The 22,086-nt window shown below is 28.8% G+C and carries 23 protein-coding genes; 19 read left to right on the top strand and 4 right to left on the bottom strand.

The features are described 5' to 3' along the window. The first annotated feature begins 121 nt into the window (after nt 1-121). Genes rpsB through rseP form a run of 6 tightly spaced genes read left to right on the top strand, consistent with a single transcriptional unit; the run spans nt 122 to nt 5,204 of the window. A complete protein-coding gene (rpsB, locus tag QIA21_RS01220) occupies nt 122-910 on the top strand; it encodes a 30S ribosomal protein S2 (RefSeq protein WP_301392832.1) in 789 nt (262 codons plus the stop codon). After that, nucleotides 907-1,746, top strand: a complete 840-nt coding sequence (gene tsf, locus QIA21_RS01215; RefSeq protein WP_301392831.1) for a translation elongation factor Ts — start codon at nt 907-909, stop codon at nt 1,744-1,746. Before rpsB ends, tsf begins: the two co-directional genes overlap by 4 nt. 37 nt (nt 1,747-1,783) lie before the next feature. Continuing rightward, nucleotides 1,784-2,338 (top strand): ribosome recycling factor, encoded by a 555-nt coding sequence (frr, locus tag QIA21_RS01210; RefSeq protein WP_091973000.1) that lies wholly within the window; start codon nt 1,784-1,786, stop codon nt 2,336-2,338. 4 nt (nt 2,339-2,342) lie between these two features. Beyond that, nucleotides 2,343-3,035, top strand: coding sequence for a polyprenyl diphosphate synthase (gene uppS, locus QIA21_RS01205; protein ID WP_301392830.1), 693 nt, complete (start codon nt 2,343-2,345; stop codon nt 3,033-3,035). Nucleotide 3,036: 1 nt separating this feature from the next. Next, nucleotides 3,037-3,882, top strand: coding sequence for a phosphatidate cytidylyltransferase (locus QIA21_RS01200; protein WP_200780512.1), 846 nt, complete (start codon nt 3,037-3,039; stop codon nt 3,880-3,882). A gap of 20 nt (nt 3,883-3,902) precedes the next feature. Beyond that, entirely contained in the window at nt 3,903-5,204 is a 1,302-nt protein-coding gene (rseP, locus tag QIA21_RS01195) for an RIP metalloprotease RseP (protein WP_301392829.1), read from the top strand. Here rseP and trhA read toward each other — a convergent pair. Beyond that, complete coding sequence (gene trhA / locus QIA21_RS01190) at nt 5,201-5,902, bottom strand: PAQR family membrane homeostasis protein TrhA (RefSeq protein WP_301392828.1); 702 nt, start codon at nt 5,900-5,902, stop codon at nt 5,201-5,203. The genes rseP and trhA overlap by 4 nt on opposite strands. A gap of 210 nt (nt 5,903-6,112) precedes the next feature. Here trhA and QIA21_RS01185 point away from each other — a divergent pair, with 210 nt between their 5' ends. The 6 genes from QIA21_RS01185 to dnaB all read left to right on the top strand — a co-directional run bounded on the left by QIA21_RS01185 (nt 6,113) and on the right by dnaB (nt 11,064). Next, entirely contained in the window at nt 6,113-7,804 is a 1,692-nt protein-coding gene (locus tag QIA21_RS01185; RefSeq protein WP_301392827.1) for a PTS transporter subunit EIIC, read from the top strand. 142 nt (nt 7,805-7,946) lie between these two features. Next, nucleotides 7,947-8,357, top strand: coding sequence for a 30S ribosomal protein S6 (gene rpsF / locus QIA21_RS01180; protein WP_091973016.1), 411 nt, complete (start codon nt 7,947-7,949; stop codon nt 8,355-8,357). Nucleotides 8,358-8,376: 19 nt separating this feature from the next. Continuing rightward, a complete protein-coding gene (locus tag QIA21_RS01175; RefSeq protein WP_091973019.1) occupies nt 8,377-8,832 on the top strand; it encodes a single-stranded DNA-binding protein in 456 nt (151 codons plus the stop codon). 14 nt (nt 8,833-8,846) lie between these two features. Beyond that, the gene (gene rpsR, locus QIA21_RS01170; RefSeq protein ID WP_091973022.1) at nt 8,847-9,137 is read left to right on the top strand and encodes a 30S ribosomal protein S18; all 291 of its coding nucleotides are present in this window, start codon (nt 8,847-8,849) and stop codon (nt 9,135-9,137) included. Between the two features lie 16 nt (nt 9,138-9,153). Then, a complete protein-coding gene (gene rplI / locus QIA21_RS01165; protein ID WP_091973025.1) occupies nt 9,154-9,672 on the top strand; it encodes a 50S ribosomal protein L9 in 519 nt (172 codons plus the stop codon). Between the two features lie 24 nt (nt 9,673-9,696). Beyond that, nucleotides 9,697-11,064 (top strand): replicative DNA helicase, encoded by a 1,368-nt coding sequence (dnaB, locus tag QIA21_RS01160; RefSeq protein WP_301392826.1) that lies wholly within the window; start codon nt 9,697-9,699, stop codon nt 11,062-11,064. Nucleotides 11,065-11,074: 10 nt separating this feature from the next. Here dnaB and QIA21_RS01155 read toward each other — a convergent pair whose 3' ends face one another. After that, nucleotides 11,075-12,439: a hypothetical protein gene (locus QIA21_RS01155; RefSeq protein WP_091973031.1), complete on the bottom strand. Its 1,365-nt coding sequence runs from the start codon at nt 12,437-12,439 to the stop codon at nt 11,075-11,077. Between the two features lie 141 nt (nt 12,440-12,580). Between QIA21_RS01155 and QIA21_RS01150 the strand changes: the two genes are divergently transcribed. From QIA21_RS01150 to QIA21_RS01120, 7 genes are all read left to right on the top strand, one after another. Continuing rightward, nucleotides 12,581-13,774, top strand: coding sequence for an acetyl-CoA C-acyltransferase (locus tag QIA21_RS01150; protein WP_301392825.1), 1,194 nt, complete (start codon nt 12,581-12,583; stop codon nt 13,772-13,774). 79 nt (nt 13,775-13,853) lie between these two features. Then, a complete protein-coding gene (locus QIA21_RS01145) occupies nt 13,854-14,864 on the top strand; it encodes a peptidylprolyl isomerase (RefSeq protein ID WP_301392824.1) in 1,011 nt (336 codons plus the stop codon). Nucleotides 14,865-14,901: 37 nt separating this feature from the next. Next, the gene (gene nusB, locus QIA21_RS01140) at nt 14,902-15,330 is read left to right on the top strand and encodes a transcription antitermination factor NusB (protein WP_301393356.1); all 429 of its coding nucleotides are present in this window, start codon (nt 14,902-14,904) and stop codon (nt 15,328-15,330) included. Continuing rightward, nucleotides 15,317-16,984 (top strand): tetratricopeptide repeat protein, encoded by a 1,668-nt coding sequence (locus QIA21_RS01135; protein WP_301392823.1) that lies wholly within the window; start codon nt 15,317-15,319, stop codon nt 16,982-16,984. The genes nusB and QIA21_RS01135 overlap by 14 nt, the downstream gene beginning before the upstream one ends. Beyond that, the gene (gene map / locus QIA21_RS01130) at nt 16,977-17,732 is read left to right on the top strand and encodes a type I methionyl aminopeptidase (RefSeq protein WP_301392822.1); all 756 of its coding nucleotides are present in this window, start codon (nt 16,977-16,979) and stop codon (nt 17,730-17,732) included. The genes QIA21_RS01135 and map overlap by 8 nt, the downstream gene beginning before the upstream one ends. Nucleotides 17,733-17,796: 64 nt before the next feature. After that, nucleotides 17,797-19,221, top strand: coding sequence for a DegQ family serine endoprotease HtrA (gene htrA / locus QIA21_RS01125; RefSeq protein ID WP_091973050.1), 1,425 nt, complete (start codon nt 17,797-17,799; stop codon nt 19,219-19,221). 182 nt (nt 19,222-19,403) lie between these two features. Further along, nucleotides 19,404-19,997, top strand: coding sequence for a phosphoribosyltransferase (locus QIA21_RS01120; RefSeq protein ID WP_091973053.1), 594 nt, complete (start codon nt 19,404-19,406; stop codon nt 19,995-19,997). On the opposite strand, the gene QIA21_RS01115 is transcribed toward QIA21_RS01120, so the two are convergent. Together QIA21_RS01115 and asnS are read right to left on the bottom strand one after the other, a co-directional pair. Further along, nucleotides 19,994-20,518 (bottom strand): hypothetical protein, encoded by a 525-nt coding sequence (locus QIA21_RS01115; protein ID WP_091973054.1) that lies wholly within the window; start codon nt 20,516-20,518, stop codon nt 19,994-19,996. The genes QIA21_RS01120 and QIA21_RS01115 overlap by 4 nt on opposite strands. A gap of 21 nt (nt 20,519-20,539) precedes the next feature. Then, nucleotides 20,540-21,928, bottom strand: coding sequence for an asparagine--tRNA ligase (gene asnS, locus QIA21_RS01110; protein ID WP_301392821.1), 1,389 nt, complete (start codon nt 21,926-21,928; stop codon nt 20,540-20,542). Nucleotides 21,929-22,086 lie beyond the last annotated feature (158 nt).

Genomic DNA, 22,086 nt, shown 5'->3' with positions numbered 1-22,086 from the left:
TTTATTTTCAATGTAGTGGACTTATTAATTGGATTGTTTTATTATATTCTTATAAAAGAAGGGATAATTTCCGCTATGTGCTGTCATAGTGAGTAAAAGAGAAGGATAATAGGAGGTTGATTTGGCAATTATTACGATGAAGAGCTTGTTGGAGGCCGGAGTTCATTTTGGTCATCAGGTGAAAAGGCTTGATCCTAGAATGAAAAGATTTATTTTTTCTGAGAGAAATGAAATACATATTTTAGATCTTCAAAAAACTTTGCAGGGTATTAAAGATTCTTATGAGCTTGTTCAAAGGGTGATAAAAGATGGTAAAAAGGTACTTTTTGTTGGAACTAAAAAGCAAGCTAGCGAGATAATCGAACAAGAAGCAAGAAGAAGTGATATGCCATATGTAAACAATAGATGGCTTGGGGGTATGCTTTCTAATTTTAATACAATTAGAAAATCTGTTCAAAAATTGAAAAAGCTAGAAAAGATGGAAGTTGATGGAACTTTTGACATGATAAGTAAGAAAGAGATCTCGCAGCTTAATCGTGAAAAATTAAAATTAGCTAAAAATTTAACAGGTATTAAAGATATGGAAACACTTCCTGGTGCTATTTTCATCATTGATCCTAAGCGAGAGCAAATAGCTATTAATGAGGCTAGAAAATTAAAAATTCCCATTATTTCTGTGGTTGATACAAATTGTAATCCAGATGTTATTGATTGTCCAATTCCCGGTAATGATGATGCTATTCGTTCTGTTGCTTTGTTTACAAAAATAATATCCGATGCTATTTTGGAAAGTGATAAAGAAGTTGGTATTCAAATAATTGAAAATTTAAATGAAGAAGATTTGATGAAAGAAATTGAAATTAAAAATGATAAAAGTGATTCTATTGAAAAAGGGGAGAATAATTTATGAGCATTATTAGTCCTCAGGATGTAAAAAAGCTTCGAGAAGAAACCAATGCTGGTTTTGGAGATTGTAAAAAAGCTTTGTCTGCTGCTGGCGGAGACTTTGAGTTAGCTAAAAAAAAACTTAGAGAAATGGGAATTGCGTCTGCTGAAAAAAGGCTTGACCGAGATGCAAAAGAAGGTAGAGTATTTTCATATTCGAACAATATTCATGCCGGACTTTTGCTTGTTTCTTGTGAGACAGATTTTGTTGCTTTAAACCATAATTTTGTTAATTTGGGGAATTCTTTAATTAAGGAATTGGTAGAAAGCGGAAGAAATTCTTTAACTACTTCTCAAGAGTCAGAGCTTAAAAATCTAGCAGCTACAATAAAAGAAAATATTCAAGTTAAAAAAATTTTTATTACTGAAATTCAATCTAATGAATTTGTAAAAATTTATTTGCATGGTGAACAATCTAAGATAGGTGTTTTGGTTAAATTAAAAGTAGATGATTTTTCTAAAACTGAAGATAAAATGTTGCAAAGTTTTGCTATGGATTTAGCTTTGCATGTGGCTGCGTTTGCTCCTATTTATTTGAGAAATGATGATGTTTGTCCAAATTATATTAAAGAGCAAGAAGAGATATTTACCAAACAATTAGAGTTTAGTGATAAGTCAGAAAGTATAGTCAAGGGTATAGTTGCTGGAAAAATAAAAAAACATCTTGCTGAAATTTCTCTTCTTGAACAAAGTTTTGTAAAAAATGATAAAATCACTGTTAGGGAAATGTTGGAAGAGATTTCAAGAGCAATTTCAAGCAAGATAGAAATAGTTGAGTTTAAGTATTTAAGAATAGGGTAAATAATTTACTACTTTTTATCAGTAAGGAGGAGTTTATATGGAAGATTATAAGGCTTTTCTAGATGAAAAGATGAGCAAGGTTCTTTTATCACTTGATAGTGAATATAAAGCATTAAGAACAGGTAGAATTAGTAGTAATATTTTTGATAAAATTTTTATTCAATACCATGGTCAAAGAACACCTATAACCCAGGTGTCAAGTATTAGAATTCCTGAAGCAAGACTTGTTGTTATTCAACCTTGGGATAAAACCATCTTAAATAAAATAGAACAAGCCATACTTAATTCGGATCTTTCTATGAACCCTTCAAGTGATGGTTCGGTTATTAGAATCAAAGTTCCAGCTTTAACTAGTGAAAGGCGACAAGATATTGTAAAGCATGCTAAAAAAATAGCAGAGGAACATAAAATTTCAACTAGAAATATACGACAGGACTTAAACAATAAGGTTAAAAAGCAAGAAAAAGAATCGGAAATTACAGAGGACAGTTTAAAAAGAATTTTAGATGATATTCAGAAATCTACAGATATTTATATTAAAAGGATAGATACGATTTTAGAATCTAAGATTCAAGAAATAATGGAAGTTTAAAACCATGAATAAAGGTTCTTTTCCAATTCATGTTGGAATTATCATGGATGGTAATAGAAGGTGGGCTTTAGGCAAGGGATTATCTTCTTTGGAAGGTTATAAAGAGGGGCTTAAAAGGGCAAAAGAAATAGTTAAGCATTCTTTAAAAGTAGGTATCAAGTATTTATCCTTTTATGTATTTTCTACTGAGAATTGGAAAAGGGATAGTCGTGAAATAGAAAGTTTAATGGTTTTAATTGCTAATTATTTGAGGGCTGAATTTAATTTTTACAAAAAGAATGGAATAAAAATAGTAGTTTCAGGAGATGTTGAGTCTTTAAGTGAAGAAGTAAAAAGCTCGATAAAAGATTCTACTAGCTTTTCTAAAAATTTTAACAACCTTATTTTAAATTTAGCAATCAATTATGGGGGTCGCAATGAAATACTTCGAGCTGTTAGGAAATTTGTTTCAAGTGATTTTGATTTAGAATCTTTAGACGAGAATACTTTTTCTAATTTTTTGGACAATCCAGAACTGCCCGATCTCGATCTTTTGATACGTACAGGTGGAAATATTAGAATAAGTAATTTTTTCTTATGGAGGATTGCTTATTCTGAATTAATTTTTTCAAATGTTTTGTGGCCTGAATATTATGACAATAGGTATAGTAAGGATTTGGAATGTTTTAAATTTAGAGGAAGAAATTTCGGGAGATGATTTGTTGAGTAAGGTTAAGAGATTCGCTTTTTTTGCAAGGTTGGGAACATTTCTATTTTTTGTTCCTTTAATTTTATTTTTAATATTTTTAGATTTTAAAAATTATTTATTTCTTAATATTTTAATTTTTATATTTAGTGGTTTTGCAGCAAAAGAAGTTAATGATTTATTAAAATACAAATCGTCAGGACTTTCAGGTATATTATCTTTTTTTTTAGGGTTTGTTCCTCCAATTTTAACTTATATTCATTTTAATGTTTTTTATTTAGGCATTAATGTAGTATATTACTTGGTTATAGCGTTAGTGTTTAGTAATTGGATTGTTAATTTAGTGTTTATTAAAGAACATGAGATTGGAAACTTTTTGTCTCAAGCAACGTCAATACTTTTTATACTTATATATCCTGGGGTATTAATGTCTTTTACAGTCTCTATTACGACTTTACCCAAGGCTCCATTTTTAATGTTAATACTTTTTGCTATGGTGAGTGGAAACGATACTTTTGCATATCTTTTTGGCTATTTTTTAGGAAAAAACAGCTATCGTCCTACTATTATTAGTCCGAATAAAACATTAATGGGTTTTCTTGGGGGTATTTTGTTTTCTGTGTTTACTGCTATATTTGCGGTAGTTTTTAAATTAATAAATTTAAGCTACGGAGAATCTATTATTTTTGGTATTTTGATTGGAGTTTTTACCATTATTGGTGATTTGTTTGAATCTGGATTAAAACGAAGTGCCGGAGTAAAAGATTCTGGAAAAATCATTCCTGGTAGAGGTGGTGCTCTTGACTCGATTGATTCCTTTCTTTTGACGGGCCCAATATTTTATTTATACATATCTTGATGATTTTTTTGGAGGGAATTATGTATATTCTTTTTAGTGTACTAGCTCTTAGTTTTATAATATTTATTCATGAGCTAGGGCACTTTTTATTTGCTAAACTTTTTAAAGTTAAGGTTGAAGTTTTTTCTGTGGGTATAGGTCCTAGCATATTAAAGTTTAAAATTAATAATACTGAGTATAGACTTTCTCCAATCCTTTTAGGGGGATATTGCAAGCTTAAAGGATTTGATCATTTAGAAAAGGAACTTAAGGCAAATAAGGAATTAGAAGCAGATAAGGATTCTTTGTTTGGAATTTCACATTTTAAAAAAATTTTAATATATTTTGCAGGGCCTTTATTTAATTTGATTTTTTCATTTATTGTTTTCATTTTTATAAGCATGATGGGTGTTATATACTTTGATCATTCTTCAAAGATTAGTATTTTAAATAAAAATTCTTTTTTAAAAGATAAATTTAGAGATGGTGATGTTATATTAAAGGTTAATAATAAGAAAATTGAATATTTCTCTGATTTGAGAAATATTATTCCAGAGGAAAAATCCACAGTTACGTTTGATGTTTTAAGGGAAAAAGAAAATATTACTTTTGAAGAGATTGTTAGTTTGCAAGATTTTTTAAAAGAAATTGGCCCTTGGATTGATCTTGTGATAGCAGATGTGGTTTTAAATTCGCCTGCTAAGATTGCGGGAATGAAATCGGGGGACAAAATAATTAGCATTGATAATATTCTTTTGAAAAATAAAAGAGATTTAGACGATTTGCTTAAGAATTTAAATTCAGATGTTGTGGAGATTAAGTTTGTTAGGGATGGAGAAATTTTTTCTTCAAAATTAGTATTTCAAGATAGAAATAAAGTGATTGGCATATATTTTTTATCACCTTTAAAAAGAATAATTAAAGTAGAAAATGTTTCAAGTGCTGTTAAAAATTCTTTTTTTAAGATTGTAAATACTTTGCAAGATATTTTGTATTCTATTTTCTTATTGATAACAAATTTTTTAAATACTTCTAAGAGTGTGTCAGGTCCTGTTGGTATTGTGGGTATTCTCTCTTCATCTTATTCTTTGGGGCTATTGTATTGGATTAATAGCATTTCTGTCTTGAGCTTAATTCTTGCTGGTATGAATTTGTTTTTTATTGTAATACCTATTTTTGATGGGGGACAAATTTTTATAAGTTTTATTGAACTTTTACGTGGGAAAAGATTTAAGGCCAAGACCATTTATTCTTTTTATAGCTTTGGCATTTTTTTAGCGCTGTTTCTTTTTGGCTTAGGCCTTTTTAATGATTTGAAAGGGTTTTTACATATATTAAATTAAAAATTAGAAATGTATTTTAGCATAAGCCAAAAGTGAGATACTGATGCGATTATTATTAATATATGAAATACATCATGCATTTTCATATTAATTGCTGGATTGAATTTTTTACTCAATATATACACTATTCCGCCTATTGTATATACAATTCCACCAAAAACTAGCCAAAAAAATCCTTTTCCTTTAAGGGACTCGTAAATGGGCTTAATTTTAAAAAGAATGATCCACCCCATGGTTATAAATAAAAATCCATTAAACCATCCAGGGCTATTTGTGAATACTGCTTTGAAAATGATTCCGATTGTAGCTAGACCCCAGACTGTACATAGTATTATTAGGCCTGATTTGTTTGGCACAAGGATTGCACATGCAGGAGTATATGTTCCCGCTATTAGAATAAATATTGAAATATGATCAAATTTTCTAAAGATTCTTTTTATTTTGCTTCCTTTGGGAAATATATGGTAAAGAGTGCTCATTGTATATAATAGAGTCATTGAAAATCCGTAAATAAAGAATACAATCATATGTAGATCTTTTTTCTTAAGAGCAGATATTGTAATAAGAATTGTTGTTCCGATTATAGACAAAATAATTCCAAAAAGATGCGATATAGAGCTAAAAAGCTCATTTTTTGGTATTTTACTTGTATTAGCATCGCTTAATGAGTAATTTTTAAGTTTGTTTTCTGTAATCACAATTTTGCCTCCGTTTGATCATTTTTTGTTTATAAAAAAATATATAATACATTACTTTAATTGTAAGTTTTTCTCAAGATCAAATTAAATCTTACTTGACTTATCCAATCTTATTATTTATTTGGCTTCTTTTATAAGTAAAGTTTTTTTTTTGTAAAAAAGCTTTATAATAAATAGTGTTTGCTGAAATTAGCATTGGAGAGGCTTAGCATGATTAATTTTATTAAAATAATTAACTTTTCAAGTTTGCAAAAATTTTCTAAAGCACTACGAGTGCCTATTTCTATTTTACCAGTTTCATGCTTATTAATTGGTATTGGATCTGTATTTTCAAATCCTTCTAATATTGTTTACGTTGATAAATTTTTTTTTCAAGATGTTATAGGTTTAATGAAGGCTATAGGCAATGCTATTCTTCTCAATATGCCTTTAATTTTTTCTATTGGAATTTCTATTGGAGTTGCAAGAATGGGTCAGGGAACAGCTGCTTTAGGAGGACTTGTTGGTTATTTGACATTCAATATTACTGAAAATTATTTTATTGAAACTTTCTCAGGACTTGTTGAAGCAGATACAATGTCTTCTTTGGGGCGTATAAATTTTCTTGGCGTTCAAACTTTAAATACGGGAATTGCAGGTTCTCTAGCAGTAGGGCTTTTAGTTGGTTATTTGCATAACAAATTTTATAATATAAAGCTGCCAAAGCCTTTTATTTTTTTTTCAGAGTGCCATTTTGTTCCTATATTAATGATTATGCCTTTTTGTGTTATTTTGGCTATATTTTTTTGTTTGGCTTGGTCAAGTTTTGATAAGTTGATTGCATCTTTGGGTATGCTTGTTTTTAGATTTGAATATTTTGGCAGTTTTCTTTATGGATTTTTAAATAGGTTGTTATTGCCTTTGGGGTTGCATTCTATTTTATCTTTTCCTTTCGAGTTTACTTCTTTAGGGGGGGTGGAGACAATCAATGGCAATGCTTTTAGAGGTCTTAAGAATATATTTTATGCTCAGTTATTAGATCCATCACTTATTAAATTTTCATCAGGTTTTGCTAAGATTGGTAGTGGATTTTATCTTTCTATTATGTTCGGGCTTCCTGGAGCAGCATTAGGGGTTTACAAGGGCATTGTTCATGAAGATAAGAGCAAGGTTGCAGCACTTCTTTTTTCTGGGGCCTTGACAGCTTTTTTGACAGGAATAACGGAACCTTTAGAATTTTTATTTATTTTCACAGCGCCTTTGCTTTATTTTGTTCACGCTATTTATTCAGGATTTGCATTATTGATTGCTAATTTTTTTGATGTTACGATTGGCAATACCTTTTCTACGGGATTTTTGGATTTTTTTATGTTTGGAATTCTTCAAGGGAATTCTAAGACAAATTGGATTAGTGTATTACCTTTAGGAGTAGTCTTTTTTATCCTTTATTATTTTACTTTTAGTTGGCTTTATAGATATTTTGATTTTCAGATATTTGTTGCAGACGATCCATTTTTTGAAGGTCAAGAAGGCAAGCTAGAGAGTCTTGGGATTGCTCATCTTTTAATTCAAGGTCTTGGCGGATTTGATAATATTACAAAGCTTAGTGCTTGTTCTACAAGATTGCATGTAGATGTTGTTAATACTGAGCTTGTTGACAATAATTTACTTAAAGAGGCTGGAGTTCTTAAGATGGGACTTATTAATAACAAAGTGCAGCTCTTTTGTGGATCTAATGTATATTATATTAAAAAAGCTATTGATACCTATTCTCCAAAAAGTCTTTTTGAAGCTAGCGTTATGATTGCAGTTGATAATGTAAAAAAAGGCTTTAAGACTTATATTGAAATGAAAGAAGACAGAAAACTTGAAAAGCAAGGCAAATCGGGAAAAACTTATAAGCTTAGCGAAGAAGAAGATTAAGAGCTAAGACCATGTTCTAGTTATCTTCTTTTTTGTTATAAATAAAGTTTTTATTGTTGAAAAAAATTATTCTCTTTTATATACTACTAACTAACCTTCGTTGCATATTTTGCAACGCGATAGACCATGAGGAGTTTTAGTAATGATTAAAAGATATGAGGCATGTTTTTTGTTTAAAAGTGAAGAAGTTGAGTATAAAGGTTCTTTAGAAGAGGTTAAAAAATCTTTAGAATTGTTTGGTGCAACTGATATTGTTAACAATTTTATTGGAGAGAGAGCTTTAGAATATCCTATCAAAAAGCAAGCTAGAGGTCGTTATGAAATAATAGAATTTAGTATGGAAGGTGCCAATTTAAAAGAATTTGAATCGAAGCTTAAGTTAATTAAAAATTTGCTTAGGTATATGATTTTGGTAAAAATAGTTAGGAAGATAAATACTAGAAAAATTAAAAGAAGAAATTTTAGGGAATTTAGAGATAATATTGACAAAGACAGTTTTAAAGGTGGTTCTAAAGTTGAAATGCCAACAGGTTCTGAAAGCACAGATATTTAGGAAAAATAGAGGGTTTTAAATGGCTGATATTAATTCACTGGTGTTGTCTGGCAGGCTTACAAGAGATTCTGAGCTTTCTTATACAGAAAGTGGAATGGCCATTCTTAGGTTTTCTTTAGCTAATAATAGGAAAATGAAGAAAAATGATGAATGGATTGATTATCCACAATATTTTGATTGTGTTATTTTTTCAAAAAGAGCCGAAAGTCTCAATGAGTATTTGAAAAAGGGGAAACAAGTTGTGGTAAGTGGAACTCTTAAGTATGAAAGCTGGCAAGATAGAAATACGGGTGATAAGAGGAGCAAGGTGAATATATTTGTAGATAATTTGCAAATGTTTAGTTCAGGTTTGGGTTCTAATACTTTTCAAATGCAAGATTCAGATATTAATAATTCTACAAAATATAAAAGAGAAGATGCAATCAAGGATATTGACATTGTTGATGATAAATTTAATGAAGATATACCTTTTTAATGGAGTTTAAGTTTATGTATAAAGATAGAGATGCAAATCAAAGAGATTCAAGATTTGAAAATCAGCAGGATGGTTTTAAAAAAAATTCAAATTTCAGGTTTTTTAAGAGAAAGTCATGTAAATTTTGTGATTCTGGCAAACATCCTGATTATAAAGATTTTGATTTTCTTAAAAAGTTTATTACCGAGCAAGGTAAAATTTTACCTAAAAGAATTACTGGAACTTCTGCTAAGCATCAAAGGCGTTTGGCATTAGAAGTTAAACGGGCAAGATATATGGCGTTGTTGCCTTTTGTGAAAAAATAGTTGTTTAGAGGTAATTATGAAGGTGATTTTAAAAGAAGATTTTGTTAATCTTGGAAGAGAAGGGGATATTGTAGAGGTAAAGGATGGATTTGCAAGAAATTATTTGCTACCCCAAGGTTTTGCAGTTTTTTCAAATAAACATAATGTGGAGATTTTTAATCAAAAAAGAAGATCAATATTAAAAAAGCAAGAAGCAAAAAAACAAGTTGCCAACGAACTGAAATCTAAGCTTGATCTTGTTAGATTGGAATTTTTTATGAAATCTAATGATTCTGGTAAGTTATTTCATAGTATTAACAGTTCGAATATTGCTGATGAACTTTTTAAACTTGGTTTTGATATAGAGAGGAAAAAAATAGATATACATCGTGGAACTTTAAAGACTTTTGGAACTTATGATGCGACAATTAAGCTTTATGAAGGCATTAGCTCTATTATTAAAGTAGAGATAAAAAAAGAAAAAAAGCAAGAGGAAGAAAAAAAGCAAGATAATAAAGAGTCTTTAAATAAAAAGTTAAATAAAGTAGATGAGTAAGCTGAAAGAGGCGAGGTATAGTTTGTGGCTTTAGCAGCTTTTTCAAATTCTGCACTTCTTTTTAATGATGGCGCAGAAAAAGCGGTAATTTCTAGTATATTTTATAATTCAGATAAGTTAGAGCAAATTGCTTTTCATGTAAGAGCTGATGATTTTTACAATGAAACTCATAAGCTGATTTTCAAAGCAATGGTTTCGCTTTATGAAAAAAGGGAAAATATTGACCCCATTACTGTTTTTGAAGAAGTATCTAAGCATGTTTCAAAAACACAGCTTTTGGTTAAAAAAGATTTAATCAATTTGCCAGATTATTTAGATTCACTTTCAGTTTATTTGCCGACAGATAGAACTATAAATGTTTATGCAAAAATTGTAAAAGAACAGAGTGTTCGTAGAAGCATTTTAAATGTGTCTAAAGAGCTTAATGACTATATAAATGATTCTACAAAAACTATTAATGAAATTGTTGAAGAATCTCAGCAAAAGATTCTTTCAATTGAGTTAGATTATTCTAGTAAAAACCTCTATCATGCTAAAGTTATTGCAGAACGTGTTCATAATGAGATATATGAACGTAGCATGAAGAAAAAGGAAGCAAATTTTGGCATTCCAAGTGGTTTTAGAAAGGTTGATTCTCTTATTGGGGGGTTTAGAAACAGTGATTTTATTATAGTTGGAGCTCGTCCTAGTATTGGTAAAACGGCTTTTGCTTTAAATATTGCGTCTGCTATAGCATTGAGAAAAGAAGGAAAGAAAAAAGTAGGATTTTTTTCTCTTGAAATGACAGCGGATGCTTTAATAAAAAGAATAATATCGTCTCAATCTTGTATTGATAGCTTTAAAGTTCAAAATAGCATTTTATCTGGACAAGAGATAAAATCATTAAATGATATTGTAAATGATATTAGTGATTCTGAGCTTTATATTGAAGATACTCCTAATATTAGCTTGCTAACTTTAGCAACTCAAGCTCGAAAGCTTAAGCGATTTTATGGTATAGATATAATATTTGTTGATTATATCAGTCTGATTTCTTTTGAAACAAAAAATCTTCCAAGGCATGAACAAGTTGCTTCGATTAGCAAATCTCTTAAAGAGCTTGCTAGAGAACTTGAGATTCCTATTATTGCGTTATCTCAGCTTACAAGAGATACAGAGGGGCGTGAACCTAATCTTGCTAGCCTAAGAGAATCAGGAGCATTAGAGCAAGACGCTGATATTGTAATTTTACTTCATAGAGATAAAGATTTTAAATTTGAGTCTTCCGATGAGATAGAGCCAATAGAAACTAAGGTCATTGTAGCAAAACATAGAAATGGCCCTACAGGTAGGGCGGACATATTATTTTTACCACACATTACTAAGTTTGTTAATAAAGACCATCAGTATTAATTTAATGTTGCTATTTAATAACTATTCCAATTCCTAAATAATTAAAGTTAATAGAATGTTTTTCTAATTTTTTTTCATTTAGATTATAAGCTAGAGGGACATAACTGATTTTTGAATATATTTTGAAAATATATTCTGTGTTATGGTATTTTAGCATTTTGAACAAGAATCCAAATTCATTTTCAATTCCACCTTGAATAATGTTGTTTATTCTTATTGGCCTGAAGATGTTTTTAATATCTTGGTTGTTTTGATTATAGGCAAAAAATAATCCCGAAATGAGATAAGGATTGAATGTATTTTGGGGTAAAAATTCATACATGATACCCGATGACAATCGATTTGTAAAGCTATTAGTTTCATTATAATTGGTGTAATAATTTGTTTCTATTGAAAAGTAATAGTTAATATTTTCATTTATTTTATAAAATATTGAATTTCTTATTTTAAATGGAATCATGATATCAAATCCAAAGTAAAAATTATTACTTAAAATATTAAATTCATTTTTCAATTCCGATATTTTTGTGTATTCTTCAGGCGTAATGATTATTCCAAATCCTCCAACGCTTAAGAAATTTTCTTTGGTTGAAAAATTTTTAATGTTTAAATTGTTTGTTATGAAAAAGTTTTTAGAGTAAAGTTTATAATTTATTCCAATTCCCGTTTCTGCTTCTTGTATTTTTGAATATGTTTTAAGGCTTTTAATTTGATTTTGAATTTGGGTGTAAAGTTTTATATCAAATCCAATATTTTCATTTTTTAAGGTAATTCCAATACTGTTTTTGATAAAATAATCTGCAAAATAAGATAAATCTATATAATTTTCTAAATTTAAAAAATTCATGTATGAGTAATTTATAGCAAAGCTTAAAAATCCTCTGTAATTGTAGCTATCATAGCTTTTTATACTTGGAATTGGACGGTGTTGATTTAAAATGAGGTGTATTATACCTTGTGTTAAGCGTCCCCCCCAGTCTCCAAATAATAAGTTTTTAATTCCAACTCCTAAATCTATTTCTCCAAAATTTTTTCCATTAATTAGCAATAAGATTGGAAAGTAATACATAAAACCTATTTCAATTAAGTCTGTTCTGCTAATTAAAGATTTTGGTGAGTCTTTATAGCCTCTAAAAGTTAACATGTGTGCTTCTAAATTCATTATAAAATTGTATTTAGAAGCATAGGTAAAAATTAGAGAACCGCTTCTTAAATCATCAAAAAAATCGCTTAATGAAAATCCAAATCCATCATTTAGTATTTCAAAATAGTATTTGTCAATACCTTCATTTTTGTATTGGATTGCATAATTATAAGAATAAGCTTTTAAAGTAGAAATTATAAATACTATGAAAATTATTTTTTTAAAGTGCATTTTAAGATTATAACATTTTAGTTTATTTATTAAGCAATTCAGGCTAAATGATTTATTTTTATTTAATAAACTTAGTTTTTATAGCGAGCTATTATATTGTATAATTCAATGAAGTTTACTAAGGCTTTAGGAGTAGTTTTGATGAAAAAGGTAGCTATTATTGATGGACTTCGAACACCCAATACCAAGTTCGGAGGTTCTTTTAGGGGTTTGGACATTATTGATGAATCTTCAAAAGTTGTAAAAGCTTTGCTTGAAAGAAATAGGTTATTTGAAGTGGATGAGGTCATTATTGGGAATGTAATATCTTCAGGACTTGGTCAAAATATTGCAAGGCAAATTGCTTTAAAGTCTAGTTTAGGCAATACTGTGCCCGCGTTTAGCGTTAATAAAGTTTGTGGTTCTGGTCTTAAGGCTTTGGAGCTTGCATTTAATTCTATTGTTCTTGGAAACAATGATATTGTTTTAGCCGGAGGAGTAGAAGATCTAACTAATTCTCCTTATTTATTACCCAGAAAGATTAGATTTGGCGGTCTTAAATTTGGTAATTTTGGACTTGAAGATTCAATTCAAAAAGATGCTTTAATAGATTCTCTAAATTTTATTTCCATGGGACTTACAGCAGAAAATCTTTCAGAAAAATATGGAATAACGAGAGAGATGCAAGATGAATTTGCATATAATTCTCATGTAAAGGCATTAAAGGCAAGAGGACTTGGATATTTTGAAGATGAAATTTATCCTTTGACTGTTTTTGACAAAAAGACTAATTCTAGTATAGTTGTCTCAAGTGATGAGGAAATAAGAGATAATTTAACTCTAAATAAACTGGCATCCCTTAATCCTGTTTTTAAAGAATCAGGCACGGTAACCGCTGGAAATTCTTCTAGTTTAAATGATGGGGCTTGTTTTTTAATTTTAGCAAGTGAAGAGAAAGTAAAAAGCTTAGGGGTAAGGCCATTAGCTTATATTGGAGGATTTAAAAGTGTGGGGCTTGATCCGCTTTATATGGGTTTTGGAGCTTATATGGCTATTGAAGGCATTATTAGTAAATTAAGTTTAAACCCTAGCGAAATAGATTTGATTGAAATAAATGAAGCATTTGCGGCTCAAGCATTAAGTATTGAAAAAGCCTTGTTTAAAAAATACAATATAACTAGCGATATTATTAATGTAAATGGTGGTGCTATTGCTTTGGGGCATCCGTTTGCAGTTAGTGGTTCAAGAATTTTATTAACACTTTCTCGTTCTATGAAAATTAAGAATAAAACAAAAGGAATAGCGTCTGTTTGTGTTGGCGGTGGACAAGGAATTTCTAGTTTTTTGTATAGATGAAAATGTTTTATTAGCTAGATTTAAATGTAAAATTTTGTTAAATTAGTGGGTAAGTGATTCTTTAATAAGAGGTTATGTTATGAAGAGTTTTTTATTTTTGGTAATATTGGGAACTATGGGGATCGACTCTTTTGCTCAAAATACTCCTATTGCTATTATTAATTTATATAAAAATGAAATTATTACTAAAACCAGTTTTGATTCTAAGGTTGATATATTTAAAAAGACTCAAGGTCGAGATTTGACTAATGCTGAGAAAAAGCAAGTTTTGCAAGTTTTAATAGCAGATGTTCTTTTTAGTCAAGAGGCTTTAAAACAAGGAATTGAAATTTCAGATGATGAGGTCATGCAAACAATTAGAACTCAATTTGGACTTTTAAATCTTACTGATGAGCAAATCAAGCAGATGATAGAAAAACAAGGTACAAATTGGAACGAGCTTTTGTCTTCAATGAAAAGATCTTTGTCTTCCCAAAAACTTGTTTTAAAGCAAGCTCAGCCTAAATTTTCTGAGGTTAAAACCCCTAGCGAGAAAGAAATTATTGAGTATTATGAGGCTAATAAAACTAGATTTGTAAATCCAGATATTTCAAGAGTTAGTCATGTATTTTTTTCTACTAAGGATAAAAAAAGATCAGATGTTTTAGATCAAGCAAGAAATATTTTAAGCCAAATAAGATCAAAAAAAATTACTTTTGAAGAAGCTGTAAGAAAATATTCTAATGATGAGTCTTCTAAAGCCAAAAATGGCGATCTTGGCTTTTTGTCAAGAGACGATCAAAATGCTCAAAATCTTCTTGGAGCTGATTTTATAAAAGAGGTTTTTAATTTTAATAAGGGCGATATATCTTCTCCTATTGCTTCAAAGGAAGGGTTTCATATTATTAAAGTTACAGAAAAATATGCTCAGAGATTTTTGGGCTTGAATGATAAAGTATCTCCTACTACAGATTTGATTGTCAAAGATGCAATAAGAAATAACATGGTTAATGTTCAGCAACAGCAAATTGTTGTTCAAGTGCAGCAAGATGTGTATGGCAAGCTTAATAAGTCTGCAAATATACAAATCTTGGATTCTAGTCTAAAATAAAACATATTTTTGTTTATATAATTTTGGTATGGATTTAATGCATGAAGTTAGAGTTTTGGCTTTTCAAAAGATTTATAGTATTGACATTAATCAAAGCGCAATGGACGATATTTTTGATATTTTTAATATTGAAGATAAAGGATTGGATATAGAAAATGAATCTGTTAGGTCATTTTACTCTTCTTTGGTAAATGGTACTTTTAATAATTTAGAGTATATTGATAGCTTGATTAGGAATATTTCTTGGAATTGGTCTTTAGATCGAATGGACAAGGTTGATCTTGCAATACTTAGAATGGGCGTTTATTCTTTGAAATTCCAAAATTTTGAAAATTCAAGTCGTGCTGTAATTGATGAGTTGATTTTGATTGCCAAGAAATATGGCAGTAAAAATTCTTACAAATTTATAAATGGTATACTTGATGCTTTGTTGAAAAATATGGAGAATTGTATTGAAAAAAAATAAAACTTTAATATTCATTTTATTATTTTTATTATTGAGTTTTTTAGGTGGTTTTTATTTCTATTTCAATCCCAATATTTTATATTTCTTAAAAGGCGAGAAAGATTTTAGCAAGCTTATTGTAGAAATTGATTTTTATATCGATAAAAAAAAATTTTCGGATGCTAAAAAAGCAATACTATTTTCATCGTATTATGCTAATAATGAATTTAAATGGCTAGCTCTTATTAAAAGAGCCAAGGTTTGGGCTTTAAATACAGGCGACTTCCATCTTATGGGAGATATAGTAAATTTTAGTGTTAAAGTTTTACCAGGTAATTTGAAACTAAGAGCTTTAGAAGTTTATTCTAAGCTTAAAGTTGGATTTTTAAAAGATGCTTATAGAATTGCAAATCAATATCTTTTAAATAGTGAAGAATATTGGGGTCTTTATGAAGAAGTTTTTCTGAAAAATTTAAGTGCAGATAATAAGGTTTTAGATTTTAGAAAATTTATTGATAAAATTTACAGAGAAAAGGATGCTCGTGTTTTTGAAGAGATAGGTTTAAATCTTAAAAATAACGCATTTTTAGTAAATGCAATGCTTTTACATATAGAGAAAAAAAACATGGATGCTGCTAAGCGTATACTTTTTAAAATTAAAGAAGACAAAAACTTTTTCAAAGAGCTTGCATATATTTCGTACAGTCTTAATGATTTAGATTTTACAATTTCCAATCTTAAGTCCATTGAAAATGGAGATGATCCCGCTTTGCTTTTTTTGCTTGCTGATGCTTATTTTAAAAAAGGAGATATTAAGAATTCTAAGAATGAATATTTAAAGCTTTATACAAAATTTCCCGATTATAATGTTCTTGTATATTTGAATCTTGCACTTATAGCTAATAATGAGAATGATTTTAAAAGAGCAATTTCTTATTTAAATAAGGCTAGTGAAGTGTTTAAAGACAATAAGATAATAAATTATTATTTAGCAAATATATATTTTAGAATTAAAAATTATTTTAAGGCTAATGAAATTATAGCTAATTATAAGGAAGATCCTTTATTTTTTAAAATTTATTTTGCATTAAATTATGCAGATTCTGAGTATGAGGCAAAAAAATCTTATTTATGGCGACTATTTTACAAGACAGAGTACAATTCTAGTATTGCTCAATTTTTGGCTTGGAATTTGTTGCTTTATTCAGATTTAAAGGATTTAGATTTATTTTTTAAAATTTATAATTTTTATGAAAATAAACAAGATTGGTATGATTTTTATAAATTTTATTATTATTTCCTTAAAAGAGATTTTATTGGTTCAAAAAGGGTAATTTTTGACAATAAATCTCAAAAATATATGTTTGGAATTTATTATAATCTTGGAGTTTTAAGCTTTTCTGAGAAAAATTATAAAGAAGCAGAAGGATATTTTAATAAAGGAATATCTTTGTTGCCTAGTAGTTTTTACGATAAAGATGCTATTACTCATTATGAGAGTGAGTTTGTATCGAAAATCTACTTAAAACAAGGAATCAATTATCTTTATTTGGGAAAAATGGAAAAAGGCAAAGAATCTATTTTAGCTTCTTATTCTTTTTATGAAACTGATGAAGGAAGGCTTTACAAAAACATGGTAGATACACTTGAAGAAAGGAAGTTGAATTTTGACTAAACTAAGATTGAAATCTAAAGATGAGATTAAAAAAATAAAAGCTTCAGCTAGTTTGTTAGCGCTTACTTTATTAGAAGTTGAGAGAAATATTGTTCCTGGTATTAGCACCAAGGAACTTGATTTGATAGCCTATGATTTTATTATTAAAAATGGAGCTAAACCTGCTTTTAAAGGATATCATGGGTTTACGGGTACTATTTGTGCATCTGTTAATGAAGAAGTTATTCACGGTATTCCCGGGAAAAGAAAACTAGCTGACGGGGATATTATTAGTATTGATTGTGGAGTTATTCTTGATGGGTTTTATAGCGATATGGCAAAAACTTTTAAAGTGGGTAGTGTGGATTCTAGTATTGATAAACTTTTAGAAGTTACAAATGCTTCTCTTTACAAAGGTATTGCTGAGATGAAAGTAGGAAATAGAATTTTAAATATATCAAAAGCAATAGAAGATTATATAAAACCATTTGGTTTTGGAATAGTTAGAGAATATACGGGTCATGGTGTTGGGTTTCAACTTCACGAAGAGCCAAGTGTTCCAAATTATTATGCTCCTTTTTTTAAAAACATTAGAATTCAAGAGGGTATGGTTTTAGCTATTGAGCCTATGGTAAACTTAAAGGGGCATAAGGTTTCAATAAAAAATGATGGTTGGACTGTTTTTGCATCTGATCTTAGTTATTCTGCGCATTTTGAACATACAGTTGCTGTTGTTGATGGATTGCCTTTAATTTTAAGTGAAGTTTAAATTTTAAATTAATCAAATTAAAATATTAATTTATAAATTAAGTAATTACATGGAGGTTATAAAAGTGGAAAAAAAGTTTTTTTCTGGATTTATTCTCAGTTTTTTGGCTTTGGGCATTGGATTTTTTATTGGAATTCATTATTTAGATTCTAGCAGAAGCAACATTGTTTTTGCAGAAGAAAAAGGTAATACAGTACAAGCTTTACAAGATTCTTTTAGGGAAGTTTCCAAGAAAATTTTACCGTCGTCTGTAGAAGTTCATGTAACAGGGGTGGTTAAGCAGAGTTTTCCTATTCCATTTTTCTTTTTTGATATGCCAGAGTTTGATACTGAGAGAAAAAGTAATTGGGCAGGGTCTGGAGTAATAATTGGTAGAGATTCTCAAAAAAAATCGTTATTTTATGTGATTACAAATAGTCATGTAGTAGATAAGGCAATTGAACTTGAAGTTATATCTTATGATAAGAAAAAGCACAAGGCTAAGTTAATTGGCAAAGATGAAAAAAAAGATATTGCGCTTATTAGCTTTGAAAGTGATGACGCAACTATCAAAGTAGCTGATCTTGGGGATAGTGATAAGCTTGAAATAGGTGATTGGGTTATGGCAGTGGGTAGTCCTTTTCAATTTAGCTTTACGGTTACAGCAGGTATTGTAAGTGGATTGCAGCGCTCTGCAAATCCTAATTTGCAATCAAGGAATTTATTTATTCAAACCGATGCTGCAATCAATAGAGGTAATTCAGGCGGTCCTCTTGTAAATATAAAAGGTGAAGTTATTGGGATTAATGCTTGGATAGCTTCAAATTCTGGTGGAAATATTGGATTAGGTTTTGCAATTCCTGTTAACAATATTAAAGGTACTGTAGATTTTTTCCTTAAAGGTAAAAAAATTGAATCAGCATGGCTTGGGATTTCTTTTTATCCGCTAAAGACAAAAGATTCTGAAGTGCTAAAAAGCTTGGGGGTTGAAGATAATGATGTTTCATCTGCAATTATTGCCTCTCTTTATCCAGGTTCGCCTGCTGTTAAGTCGGGGCTTAGAGCAGGAGACATTATTGTGAAGGTTAATGGGGTTCCTATGAGTGTTTTTCAAGATGTCACATCATATATTAGTGATTTTTATGCTGGAGAGAAAGTAGATGTAGAAATTTTAAGAGGCAATGTCAAAAAAAATATTGAAATTATTCTTGCTGTTAGACCTAAGGATAAAGAACTTTCTTCTTCAAAAATGTTTCCAGGTTTTGTTGTATATCCATTAGTTGAGGACATTAAAGCTCAGCTTAATTTAAGAAATTGGATTAAAGGTGTTGTTGTTGATTATATTGATAAAAATTTAGCATCAAATATTAAGATGAAATCGGGAGATGTAATTCTTTCTGTAAATTCAAAAAGTGTTTCTAATTTAAGAGAATTTTATGATGCTCTCAAGATTGGAAAAAATACTTATAAAATTTTAAGAGGAAACGATTCTTTTGATGTTTCGTTTTAGTAAATTTTAGTTTTGGGCTAAGATCTGATCTTAGCCTTCTTTTTGTTTTATGTATAATTTGCTAAGTTTTGTTTTAGATTGTAATTTTTTTATTTTATATAAATATTTATGGTGTTAATTTGCAAGTAAAATATTTTGATTAAATAAAATTTATTTTTGTTAGGAAGGAATAAGTTTAAATTATGAAAAAATATATTTCTTATGAAGAGATAAGAATTAATGGGTTTAAGCTTGCTTATAAAATTTATAAAGATGGATTTATTCCAGATATTATGTATGTCTCTTTGAGAGGGGGAGCCTATCTTGGTAATATTATTAGCGAATTTTTTAAATTTGTAAAATTAGATAAACCCCTTTTATATGCTGCTGTTGTTGCTAGATCTTATGATATTTTTAATGAGCAAAAAAAGATAATGATAGATGGCTGGACTTATGATCCAAAATATTTAAGGGCAGGTGATAAAGTTTTATTTGTTGATGATATTTTTGATACTGGTCGTACTATTGTTTATTTGAGAGGTGAGGTTTTAAAAAAGGGTATAGAGAGTAAAAATGTTAAAATAGCAGTTTACGATTACAAGGACCATGGGTTTGTAGATTATATTCCTGATTATTATGTTAATAAATATTCCAATCAAGAAGAACTAAATACTTGGATTCATTATGGAAATCATGAACTGACAGGATTAAATGAAAGTGAATATAAGAATAGTTTTGAATATATAGATGATGAGCTTAATGAGATTTTCAAATTTTTGTCAAAAAATAAATCTTAATTATTGTCCTTTATATATTCTATTAAATTGAATCCTTTTGTTTTTAACATTTTAATTATAATTCCCAGATTATCTTTTAATATTGGTCCGATTAGCGCATGAGTTTTTTCGGTTTTAACTGGGAATTTAATAGTATTTTTAATTGTTTCAAAGTTATCATTTTTATAGCTAGGATAAACTTTAACATAATGATTTGTTGTGAAATTTCTATCATCTGTAGTTTTTTGATTGATATTATTGCTTAAATTTCCGTTAGGGTAATTAATTTTTTTTGATTTTTGTATGTATATGCTGGAATTTATATTTTTTTCATCTTTTGTATCTTTTTTCAAAATTGATTCTTTTTTAGTCTTTTTAAAGTTTGAACTTGAATCGTAAGGCTTAGAATTTTTTTTTATTTTTTTTTCTACGTTCGAAAATAATTCTAATTTATTATTGTTTAATTTTTCATCTTTTGCTGAAAATAATCTTGTTGCAAAAAGAAGGAGTAGTATTAATTTGTAGAATTTTGTTAATCTCATTTTACGGTTCCTTTTTTCTGATTAAAAATAAAGATTTTTAGGAGTTCTTGGGAAGGGTATTGAATCCCTTATATTAGATATTCCTGTTGAGTATTGCACTAATCTTTCAAGTCCAAGTCCAAAGCCAGAATGAGGAGTAGAACCAAATTTTCTTAAATCAAGATACCAGTCTAGATGTTCAATGCTTAGGTTTAATTCTTTTATTCTATTTTCTAATTTTTGCAAGTCATCTTCTCTTTCGCTTCCTCCTATAATCTCTCCAATTCTTGGAACAAGTATGTCCATTCCTTTGACAGTTTTATTGTCTTTGTTTATTTTCATGTAAAATGCTTTAAAATTTTTTGGATAATCAATAATCACCACTGGTTTTTTAAAAGTCTCTTCTGTTAAGTATCTTTCGTGATCTGTTTGCAAATCTATTCCCCAGCAAGGTTTTATTTCAAAATTTTTTTTTGAGCTTTCAAGAATTTCAATTGCTTTGGTATAGGTAATAACTTCAAATTTTGAATTTATTACGTTTTCTAGTTTTTTAATTAAGCCTTTTTCAATGTAATTTTCTAAAAAATCCATATCTTGTGAGCATTCGTTTAAAATTGAACTTAAAATATATTTTAAGAGATCTTCCGCTAGGATAATATTGTCGTTAAGCTTGCAAAAAGCCATTTCTGGTTCTATCATCCAAAATTCTGAGGCGTGACGTGTGGTGTTGGAATTTTCTGCTCGAAATGTTGGGCCGAATGTATATATTTTAGATAAAGCCATTGCATATGCTTCCCCGTGCAATTGACCAGTGACAGAGAGAAAAGCTTCTTTTCCAAAAAAATCATTTTTAAAATCAATGTTGCTAAGCGAATTGTTTGATTCATTGAATTTTAGTGTGGAAACTCTAAACATTTCTCCAGCACCTTCCCCATCATTTGATGTAATTATTGGTGTATTGATATAAAAAAATCCATTTTTTTGGAAATATTCATGAATTTTGTATGAAATTTTATTTCTTACTCTAGCAATAGCTCCAAACGTATTGGTTCTTATTCTTAAATGAGGTATTTCTCTTAAAAACTCAAAAGTATGTCTTTTTTTTTGTAATGGGTAAGTTTTTGGATCTGTTTCTCCGATTATATGAAAACCATGTGTTTTTATTTCATAATTTTGTCCTTTTGCAGGACTCTCTACTAGTAGACCTGTTAATGATATACTTGCTCCTGTTGTTAGTTTTTTTAGATCTTTTTCATCAAATTGATTTTCTTCTTCGTTTATTATGGCTTGCATTCCTTTAAGCGTTGAGCCATCATTAATTTCTATAAATCCAATCTTGCCATTACTTCTTTTAGTTCTAATCCAGCCGTTTATTGTAACATTGCTGTTTAAAATTGGATTTTTTAAAATATCTTTAATGCTTGCAAACATTTTATTTATCATCCTAAATATTTATTAATATTGCTAAATCAATTTTATTATAGCTTAAAACTTTTTTTTTAAAAAACATTCTATCAATTTTTATTGTTTTAATTCTTGAAATTAACTTTGTTAATATTTATACTTTACCTTTTAGGGGTAATTATTAT

Origin of the sequence: Borreliella japonica, assembly GCF_030438115.2 — a bacterium.
Classification (GTDB): Bacteria; Spirochaetota; Spirochaetia; order Borreliales; family Borreliaceae; genus Borreliella; species Borreliella japonica.
The sequence above is the reverse complement of the archived record's forward strand: the minus strand, read 5'-3'. Positions and strand labels throughout refer to the sequence as shown.